Genomic DNA, 3,129 nt, shown 5'->3' with positions numbered 1-3,129 from the left:
CTAAGTACGTGTTATTCATTTCTGACTTGTCAGTCATCATACACACTTTATAGTAAAAACTACTTGGGTGTTGTATGGTTAAGCCTCACGGGCAATTAGTATCAGTTAGCTCAAGGCCTCACAACCCTTACACACCTGACCTATCAACGTCGTAGTCTCCGACGACCCTTTAGGGAGCTTAAAGCTCCAGTGAGAACTCATCTCAAAGCCTGCTTCCCGCTTAGATGCTTTCAGCGGTTATCAGTTCCGAACGTAGCTACCCGGCAATGCCACTGGCGTGACAACCGGAACACCAGAGGTTCGTCCACTCCGGTCCTCTCGTACTAGGAGCAGCCCTCTTCAATTCTCAAACGCCCACGGCAGATAGGGACCGAACTGTCTCACGACGTTCTAAACCCAGCTCGCGTACCACTTTAAATGGCGAACAGCCATACCCTTGGGACCGACTTCAGCCCCAGGATGTGATGAGCCGACATCGAGGTGCCAAACACCGCCGTCGATATGAACTCTTGGGCGGTATCAGCCTGTTATCCCCGGAGTACCTTTTATCCGTTGAGCGATGGCCCTTCCATACAGAACCACCGGATCACTATGACCTGCTTTCGCACCTGCTCGACGTGTCTGTCTCGCAGTTAAGCTGGCTTATGCCATTGCACTAACCGTACGATGTCCGACCGTACTTAGCCAACCTTCGTGCTCCTCCGTTACTCTTTGGGAGGAGACCGCCCCAGTCAAACTACCCACCAGACAGTGTCCTCACCCCAGATAATGGGGCCAAGTTAGAACATCACGCATACAAGGGTGGTATTTCAAGGATGGCTCCACAGATACTGGCGTACCTGCTTCAAAGCCTCCCACCTATCCTACACATGTAGGAGCAATGTTCACTGTCAAGCTATAGTAAAGGTTCACGGGGTCTTTCCGTCTAGCCGCGGGTATACGGCATCTTAACCGCAAATTCAATTTCACTGAGTCTCGGGTGGAGACAGTGTGGCCATGATTACGCCATTCGTGCAGGTCGGAACTTACCCGACAAGGAATTTCGCTACCTTAGGACCGTTATAGTTACGGCCGCCGTTTACCGGGGCTTCGATCATGAGCTTCGCAGAGCTAACCCAATCAATTAACCTTCCGGCACCGGGCAGGCGTCACACCGTATACGTCATCTTTCGATTTTGCACAGTGCTGTGTTTTTAATAAACAGTTCCAGCCACCTGGTTACTTCGACCGACGTCAGCTTAGGAAGCAAGTTCCATCACCAACATCGGCGTACCTTCTCCCGAAGTTACGGTACTATTTTGCCTAGTTCCTTCACCCGAGTTCTCTCAAGCGCCTTAGTATTCTCTACCTAACCACCTGTGTCGGTTTGGGGTACGGTTCCTAATAATCTAGAGCTTAGAAGCTTTTCCTGGAAGCAGAGCATCAACAGCTTCGTGACCGTAGTCACTCGTCTCGTATCTCAGCCTTAAGAACCCGGATTTGCCTAAGTTCTCAGCCTACATACTTTCACATGGACAACCAACGCCATGCCTGCCTAGCTTTCTCCGTCCCTCCTTCGCAATTATTAGAAGTACAGAAATATTAATCTGTTTCCCATCGACTACGCATTTCTGCCTCGCCTTAGGGGCCGACTTACCCTGCCCTGATTAACATGGGACAGGAAACCTTGGTCTTTCGGCGTGGGGGTTTTTCACCCCCATTATCGTTACTCATGTCAGCATTCGCACTTCTGATACCTCCAGCATGCTTCTCAACACACCTTCAACGGCTTACAGAACGCTCCCCTACCACTCAAAATAAATTTTGAATCCGCAGCTTCGGTGCATAGTTTAGCCCCGTTACATCTTCCGCGCAGACCGACTCGACTAGTGAGCTATTACGCTTTCTTTAAAGGGTGGCTGCTTCTAAGCCAACCTCCTAGCTGTCTATGCCTTTCCACATCGTTTCCCACTTAACTATGACTTTGGGACCTTAGCTGGCGGTCTGGGTTGTTTCCCTCTTCACAACGGACGTTAGCACCCGCAGTGTGTCTCCCGGATAGTACTCATTGGTATTCGGAGTTTGCAAAGGGTTGGTAAGTCGGGATGACCCCCTAGCCTTAACAGTGCTCTACCCCCAATGGTATTCGTCCGAGGCTCTACCTAAATAGATTTCGGGGAGAACCAGCTATCTCCCGGCTTGATTAGCCTTTCACTCCGACCCACAAGTCATCACCGCATTTTTCAACATACGTGTGTTCGGTCCTCCAGTTGATGTTACTCAACCTTCAACCTGCCCATGGGTAGATCGCCGGGTTTCGGGTCTATACCTTGCAACTAAACGCGCAGTTAACACTCGCTTTCGCTACGGCTCCCCTAATCGGTTAACCTTGCTACAAAATATAAGTCGCTGACCCATTATACAAAAGGTACGCAGTCACCCGAAGGCTTCCACTGCTTGTACGTATACGGTTTCAGGTTCTATTTCACTCCCCTCACAGGGGTTCTTTTCGCCTTTCCCTCACGGTACTGGTTCACTATCGGTCAGTTAGGAGTATTTAGCCTTGGAGGATGGTCCCCCCATGTTCAGTCAACATTTCACGTGTGCCGACCTACTCGATTTCACAAAGAGTTCGTTTTCGTGTACGGGGCTATCACCCTGTATCGCCAAGCTTTCCAGCTTGTTCCACTAACTTGCTCCCGCTTAAGGGCTAATTCCCGTTCGCTCGCCGCTACTAAGGAAATCTCGGTTGATTTCTTTTCCTCGGGGTACTTAGATGTTTCAGTTCTCCCGGTTTGCCTCTTTTAGCTATGTATTCACTAAAAGATACTTGCTTATGCAAGTGGGTTTCCCCATTCAGAAATCTCAGGTTATAACGGTTTTTATCACCTCGCCTGAGCTTATCGCAGATTAACACGTCTTTCATCGCCTCTAACTGCCAAGGCATCCACCATATACGCTTAGTCACTTAACCATACAACCCTAAGTAGTCTTAAGTTGCTTAGCAGACAAACGCTAAGCATGAATGTATGACTGACATTTTCACGTACTCGTCAATTTACTTAAAAAGTAAGATTGATGGAGTCACTTGATTTAGATTGATACAAGATAAGGAAGTCTTGTATCAGGTTTGATTACTTTTGTTTTTAA

At 48.7% G+C, this 3,129-nt stretch carries 1 rRNA gene; it reads right to left on the bottom strand.

From position 1 onward, the window contains the following. Nucleotides 1-74: 74 nt before the first annotated feature. Nucleotides 75-2,953, bottom strand: a 23S ribosomal RNA gene (locus ACOB82_RS17635). Nucleotides 2,954-3,129: the final 176 nt, after the last annotated feature.

It is taken from the genome of Colwellia sp. MEBiC06753, from assembly GCF_053470325.1.
The sequence above is the reverse complement of the archived record's forward strand: the minus strand, read 5'-3'. Positions and strand labels throughout refer to the sequence as shown.